This is a genomic window from uncultured Methanobrevibacter sp., assembly GCF_902774605.1.
In the GTDB taxonomy this organism is placed as follows: Archaea; Methanobacteriota; Methanobacteria; order Methanobacteriales; family Methanobacteriaceae; genus Methanocatella.
The window spans coordinates 1-6940 of the sequence record NZ_CACYJE010000073.1; the positions used below are offsets into that span (position 1 = coordinate 1).

8 protein-coding genes are annotated in these 6940 nt (G+C 38.7%); 1 reads left to right on the forward strand and 7 read right to left on the reverse strand.

Annotation, left to right across the window (positions count from 1 at the left end):
* Positions 1 to 219 precede the first annotated feature (219 nt).
* The 4 genes from QZU77_RS09995 to QZU77_RS10010 form a co-directional block, all read right to left on the reverse strand.
* Complete coding sequence (locus tag QZU77_RS09995; protein WP_295603682.1) at positions 220 to 2268, reverse strand: cation-translocating P-type ATPase; 2049 nt, start codon at positions 2266 to 2268, stop codon at positions 220 to 222.
* A gap of 231 nt (positions 2269 to 2499) precedes the next feature.
* The gene (locus QZU77_RS10000; protein ID WP_295603685.1) at positions 2500 to 2625 is read right to left on the reverse strand and encodes a hypothetical protein; all 126 of its coding nucleotides are present in this window, start codon (positions 2623 to 2625) and stop codon (positions 2500 to 2502) included.
* Positions 2626 to 2637: 12 nt separating this feature from the next.
* Positions 2638 to 3765 carry a TIGR04083 family peptide-modifying radical SAM enzyme gene (locus QZU77_RS10005; protein ID WP_366208876.1) on the reverse strand — a complete coding sequence of 376 codons (1128 nt, stop codon included), beginning with the start codon at positions 3763 to 3765 and terminating at the stop codon, positions 2638 to 2640.
* A 1-nt stretch (position 3766) separates the two neighbouring features.
* Positions 3767 to 3976: a TIGR04165 family Cys-rich peptide gene (locus QZU77_RS10010; protein WP_295603688.1), complete on the reverse strand. Its 210-nt coding sequence runs from the start codon at positions 3974 to 3976 to the stop codon at positions 3767 to 3769.
* Positions 3977 to 4144: 168 nt separating this feature from the next.
* Here QZU77_RS10010 and QZU77_RS10015 point away from each other — a divergent pair, with 168 nt between their 5' ends.
* Positions 4145 to 4327: a hypothetical protein gene (locus tag QZU77_RS10015; protein ID WP_295603691.1), complete on the forward strand. Its 183-nt coding sequence runs from the start codon at positions 4145 to 4147 to the stop codon at positions 4325 to 4327.
* On the opposite strand, the gene QZU77_RS10020 is transcribed toward QZU77_RS10015, so the two are convergent.
* The 3 genes from QZU77_RS10020 to QZU77_RS10030 form a co-directional block, all read right to left on the reverse strand.
* The gene (locus QZU77_RS10020) at positions 4324 to 5547 is read right to left on the reverse strand and encodes an aldo/keto reductase (RefSeq protein ID WP_394350530.1); all 1224 of its coding nucleotides are present in this window, start codon (positions 5545 to 5547) and stop codon (positions 4324 to 4326) included. The two genes, QZU77_RS10015 and QZU77_RS10020, sit on opposite strands and share 4 nt — an antisense overlap.
* A 1-nt stretch (position 5548) precedes the next feature.
* A complete protein-coding gene (locus QZU77_RS10025; protein WP_295603695.1) occupies positions 5549 to 6229 on the reverse strand; it encodes a glycosyltransferase family 2 protein in 681 nt (226 codons plus the stop codon).
* A 2-nt stretch (positions 6230 to 6231) separates the two neighbouring features.
* On the reverse strand, positions 6232 to 6940 hold a 709-nt coding region (locus QZU77_RS10030), incomplete at its 5' end, for an NAD(P)-dependent oxidoreductase (protein ID WP_295603697.1).

Here is a 6940-nt window from a genome sequence, read left to right on the forward strand (position 1 = left end):
AACACCATATTTTTTCCTATAATTTCGTTAAAAAAATACACGTTCACAAGATATTAATAATATATGCACATGCATAATATATAAAAGAAACCAGAGAGCTGAAGATCACTATTTTTCCAACATTAAAAAAATACTACAAAATCAACATACCAAAAAATAGGATAAACTTTTCAAGAAAAACTATAATACCTATTTGAAGTTAATGAATACTAGTATATATTAGTTGTGATATGCTTCACAGCTTTCGCGATTCAATGCATGTTTGTGAATATGCATGTGCTTAATGCCATTGTCTGTTTGTATTTCATCCAATATTTCAACGTTTTCATGTGAGTGAGTGTGCTCTCCGTCATTGTGGTAGTGATAGTGGTTATGCTCCACGTTTTCTGAGTCAATCTTTTTGATTGAATCGTCAAAGCGCCTGTCATAAAGCAGCGCAGCGTTCAACACTACCAGACAGGAGCCTGCATTGTGAACTATTGCTCCAGTTACCGGATTCAACAGTCCGAGCACTGAACAGATGATTGCAACTGCATTGATTGTCATTGATATTGCAATATTTGCCTTTATTGTGAACAGTGTTGAGTTGGAAAGTTTCTTAAGGTAAGGTATCTTGCCTATGTCGTCTCCAAGAAGTGCAATGTCTGCGGCTTCTATTGCCACATCGCTTCCAACGGATCCCATTGCCACACTGACGTCTGCTGTCTTTAGCGCAGGCGCATCGTTTACACCGTCTCCTATCATGCAGACTTTCTTGTCTTCTTTTTTGAGTTTTTCTATCCAGTCCAGTTTTTCCTGTGGCAGGAGGTTGCCGTGCACCTTGCTTATTCCAACTTGTGATGCAAAGTAATTAGCAGTTTCTGTGTTATCTCCTGTGAGCAATATGGTTTCAGTTCCCAATTCATGCAGGTTTTCTATCATGCTTTTGGAATCTTCACGTATCACGTCAGATAATCCGATCAATCCGATGACTTCGCCATTTAATGCAACGATGATTGAAGCTTTTCCTTCGTTTTTGAGTTGGTCCAAATGACCATCAACATCAACATCAATATCATTTTCATTTAAGAATTTGGAGTTTCCTGCATATACGCTACCATAAGAATTCATGCATGTTACGCCTTTACCGGGATACATTTTAAAGTCTTTTGGCTCTTCAATATCAATTTCAGCTTCTTTTGCATTGTTGACAACAGCTTTAGCCAATGGGTGCTCGCTTAATTTTTCACATGATGCAGTTATTTTAAGCAAGTCGATTTCTGTCAAATCATCTTTTAAGGAGATAACATCAGAAACTTCTAAATTACCGTAAGTCAATGTTCCAGTCTTGTCGAATACCAATGTATTGAGACCTCCGAGGATTTCAAGCGCCTCTCCTGATTTGATTAATACTCCGTATTTTGTTGCCTGACCGATTGCGGCCATGATTGCTGTTGGTGTTGCAAGTATCAGTGCGCATGGACAGAACACTACAAGAACTGTTACTCCACGTTCAATATTGCCTGTAGCCAACCATGCAGCGATTGCAATTATTAATGCAACAGGAACTAGCCAGGTTGCCCATTTGTCTGCAATCCTTTGGGTTGGAGCCTGCTTTTCATCAGCGGCCTTCACAAGGTCAATCAGCTTTTGAAGTGAGGAGTTTTCCCCCAGGCTGGTTGCCTTTATGTCAATTGCACCGTACATATTCATGGTTCCGCAGAATACCTCATCGCCAATTTCCTTGTCAATTGGAAGGGATTCTCCAGTCATGATGGATTGGTCAAGGGAGGTTGTACCTTTTATTATTTCACCATCCACAGGAACGCTTTCACCTGGAAGAATTCTTAATGTATCGTCAATTTCAATTTCATCCACTGGAACGATTTTTTCGACTCCATCAACGATTTTCCTTCCGGTTTGTGGAGTCAAGTTAATCAGGTTTCTTAAACCTTTTTTAGCCCTTTCGACAGTCCAGTCTTCCAAAAGGGCACCTAATGCCATGATCCATGCAACTTCACCAGCTGCAAATATCTCACCTATAAAAAGTGATGCCACCATTGCTATTGCAATGAGCAGCGCTGATGAAATCCACTTTTCACGGATTAGTCTTGTCATTGCGAGAAGTAACATTGGAATTCCACTTATGATTACTGTTCCCCAAGCAGGGTTCAGATAAACCGGAGTGTTAATTCCAAATATCATAAATATCACTGCAATCAATAGAAATATACCTGAGAGAATAGTCATTTTCAAGCCAAATAAAAAATCAGTTATTTCATCAATCACATTCTTCACCTTCTTTAGATAATTATTTCAATAGTAAAAAGTATTACTTTTTTTGAGTTTATTTATATACTCAGTATTACAATTAATAATTATATTTTAAGAATATATAAATGTTATTACTTTTTTCGAGTTCATTTATATACTCAGTATTACTCAAAAATGTTAAAAAAGTATTACCCATAAAAAAAATAGCCAAAAAAATCAAAAAAAAAGAAAGAAAAAAATGAAGAATCACTCTTCATCAACAGGTTTGAAATGCATGCACTCCTTAACATCCAACAGTTGATGCTCATTGATTTTGCACACAATCTTATACTTATTTCTCAATTCCAGATTCTCACAATTATCACAAATCATATAATCACCCATTTAAGGCTTCATAGCCAAATCCATTATACTGAAAGGTTCCCCCTCTTTTCTAGGTGCAGGAGCACCCATTCCAAATGCCGAACGGGCAAATTCCTTATTCATCCTTTTGGAAACCTCATCAAAAATCATCTTGTAAGCAGTGCATTGCGGATCAACTGCCTGTGGAGTCTGATATGCCACAATCGCATTGTAAGGACAACCCCCTTCACAATACTTGACATGCCTGCATTTCTTGCAGTTCTCATCAACATACTCCCTGAACTGCATCAATTTTGCCCATGCTTCGGATTCCTTCAAATCATCAAAGCTAGGATTGGATGCAACATTGCCTAAGACATACCCCGGCATTCCAACAAAACGATAGCATGGATAAATCGAACCGTCTGAGCCCACTGCCAATGTAGTGCCTATGCAATCTGCGAAAGTGCATAATGTACCCCTTCTTCTTAAGGAGGACCTGCAGATATGGTCCAAATCCATTACTGTGAACTTGTCCAAATCGTAAAGGTACTTATCAAGCCAGTCAACCAGGAGCTTTCCATGCTCTTCCTGGTCAAGTGCCCAAGGGTCAGCATTATCTCCCCTAAGAGAAGGCAGGGCAGCATGGATTTTAAGGTTCATCTTTTCTCCCTTGAAGAATTCATATAATTCATCGGAGAAATCCTTTGAATAATCGGTAACTGTTAAAACAAAGTTTATATACAATCCTTTGTTTTTAGCCAATTCATACTTTTCCATGGTCTTGTCGAAGTAGCCCACTCCCCTTTGATAGTCATTTATTTCCTTTGGACCGTCGATACTGGTACTTACAACAACATTATACTCAAGGAACAGGTCAATGAGCTCCTCTGATAAAAGCCAAATGTTGCTTTGAAGGGAAAATCCTTCAAGATTGTCTAGTTTTGACAGCTTTTCCAGTGCAGTCTTGTAGAAGTCATATCCTGCAAGCAGAGGTTCTCCCCCATGGAAAGTGAAATGAACTTTATCATCCCTGAAATCACTCAACCATGCAATAATCTGGTCTATTATTTCAATGTCCATCATTTCTTTTTTATTCTCTGATCCCCAACAGTATTTGCAGTTTGACGGACAGTTAAGTGTAGGGATAATCATTACATGAAAAGTCATTTTAACCGTATATTTTGTTCAATTCATTTAATAATTCTTTTTTCTCATCAGGATCCATATTTTCGTTTACAAAGAATATGTAACCACATTCCTCACATTTGACTGTATCCATTTCTGCGTGAGCCCTGTGATTGTCTAACATTTTCCTGTGAGCAATTTTATCTTTTGAACCACATTTTGGACATGGTGCTATTAATTCTTCTAGCTTCATTTTTTCACCTACTACTATTTTTGATTTCAAAATATATAATCCTATAAGTTGACAGAAAGGTTTAAATAGGATGGGGCTGTGAGAACAATTTTTCAAAGTGGCTTCAACAAGCTTTAAATAAAATGCAAACACATATACATTATTTAATTAAAAATTAAAGTGATTACAATGCCCTATGACTACTATGAATACTTAAAAAAGCAAAAAGAAAACGATGATTTCACCCAAGTGACAGACATCGTGAGGCAAAAAATCTGGAGTGAAAGCATTGGTTTTAAAATTTCACAGGAATGGTTGAAAATAGAAGACAAAATAAGAATCAAAATGTATCTTTTTTTAAGATACACTTAACGATTCAATACCCTAACCACTGATCGGTAAACTGGAAAACCCACATGGCGGATAAAGGACAATACATATTTAGATCCCGGAAATTCAAATTCTTTTTTAACCTTTTCCAATTCTTTAATAATATCCAGTTTTTGAGGACATTTCCTTAGACATTTACCGCACCCATTGCACTTGCCGGCATTGCCTGAACTACCCATTATTCCTCCGACATACTGATAATAATCCATTAAAGCCTCATTAAAGAATCCTTCATGACCAAACAGGAATTTCTCATTATAAATCTTCAAACACTCAGGAATGTTAACTCCCTGTGGACAAGGCATGCAGTATCCACATGTGGAACAATTAATCTTTAGGGAATTCCTCATGACCCTCTTTACAAGCTCTACAGTTTCCAAATCCTCAAAACTCATTGACATTGGAGTAGTTTTATGAGCAACTTCAAGATTCTCATTCAATTGCTCAAATGAATTCATTCCTGACAATACACAGGTAATGTTGCGATTATTCAAAACCCATTCAATGGCCCATTGAGCAGTGCTTTTATTTGGATTTGCCTCTTTGAATATTGCTTCAGCATCCTTAGGCATTTTTCCAGCCAATATCCCACCTTTCAATGGTTCCATTACAAAAACACCCATTCCCTTTGAAGCAGCATACTCGATTCCCTCGACACTTGCCTGGACATTCTCATCAAAGTAATTGTACTGGACCATAACCACATCCCAGTCATACCCGTCAATCAGCAACGGGAATTCCTCCTTGGGACCATGGTAAGAAAAGCCTATGTGCTTGATTTTGCCCGCACTTCTAGCCTCATTCAAAAATTTGATTAAATCACGCTTGAGCAACCTGTTCATGGCTTTCAAGTCAACCGCATGGATTAAATAATAATCGATTGATTCTCTTTGAAGCCTGTTGAGCTGCTCATCCAATATCCTACCCATGTCCTCATATTTCCTGACATTGATTGTAGGCAGTTTAGTGCAGATTTTAACCTTATCCCCATATTCACCCTGAAGGATTTCACCTAAAAACGATTCGCTGTCACCATAAAGATAAGCAGTGTCAATGAAATTAACTCCCTCATCAATAGCATGATATATTAACCCTGTTGCTTTTTGCCTGTCGATTTTACCGTTCTTTAAAGGCAATCTCATTGCCCCAAAGCCTAATGGGGAAATCTCATCACCTGTCTTTTTGATTTGTCTGTATTGCATGTTATCGTTTGAATGTCCTGACAAGTTTATCAATAACAATCTTTGTTAAAACACCTACCCCATGGGTTACGGGACCCTTGGTTGATGAGTTTTCAACATCATACCTGACTGTAATGGGCACTTCCAATATTTTAAGATTGTGTTCGGCCGCATCAGCCAACATTTCACTTTCAATTCCAAATCCAGTGTCCCTGAATCTGTAATGGTTAATGGTTTTACCTTTGAATGCCCTGAAACCGCTTTGGGAATCGGTTACACTGGTTCCGGAAGTAACGTTAGTGGCAATATCCAAAACCCTTTGACCGACACGCCTGTAAACCGGAGTGTTTTCATCAAAACCGTTCAAATATCTGCTGCCGTTAACCAGATCAGCCCTGCCATCAATGATAGGGGCAATCAGGACAGGTATTTCATCGGGATTGTGCTGTCCGTCACCGTCAATGGTGACAACAACATCATACGCTGACACTTCACCGAAAGCGTCCTTCAGTGAAACGCCCTTTCCCTGATTGGTGTGATGTTTAATTACCCTTGCACCGGCATTGGAAGCCACATTGAATGTATCATCAGTGCTGCCGTCATCAATCACCAAAACATCATCGACATATTGCAGCGACCTTTCAACAATTGAGCCAATGGCAACTTCCTCATTCAGTGCAGGAATAATCACGATTGATTTCATGTTTATTCGATTCTATAGTAATATTTCATCCATTCAACAGTTCTTTTAATTCCTTCTTCCGGAGGAACTTGAGGATCGTGTTTTAAATCTTTTATTGCTTTTGAAAAGTCGATTGTTTTGACTTTGGTGGTGAACTCTTCGGCCGGAGTGTAGGTGACCAGTGAGTCATCAACGCCAACTGCTTCCAATACCATGTCTGAGTATTGCTTGATGTCCCTTTCCCATTCCTGTTTACTTCCGACATTGTAAACCTCTCCTGGGATGAAATTGTCAACAATGTTTGCGAAGGTCCTTACTGTGTCCTCCACGTAATCGATTATTCTTTTATGACCCATGTGAACTGAATATGGGAGTCCATGCAATGCCTTGTAAATGAAAATTGGTATGAATCCCTTATATGGAGAGTAGGCTTCATGAGGACCGTAGCAGTTAACAGGCCTTACGCGCACTGTTTCTGTTCCAAACATTGTAGCGGAGTTCATGCACATGAGCTCTCCTGCCCATTTGGATATTGCGTAATCGTTCATCTGGTAAGTCTGGGATATTGGCATTTTCTCCATTACATCCTCACTCATGATTCCCTCATAATCACCGTAGACTTCCGCTGATGAAAATGAAATCATCCTGAATCCTAATTTTTCCTGCAGGCGAATCATGTTCTTTAATCCGATTACATTAGTCTCCCAAAGGTTTTCATAGTATCCTTCACCG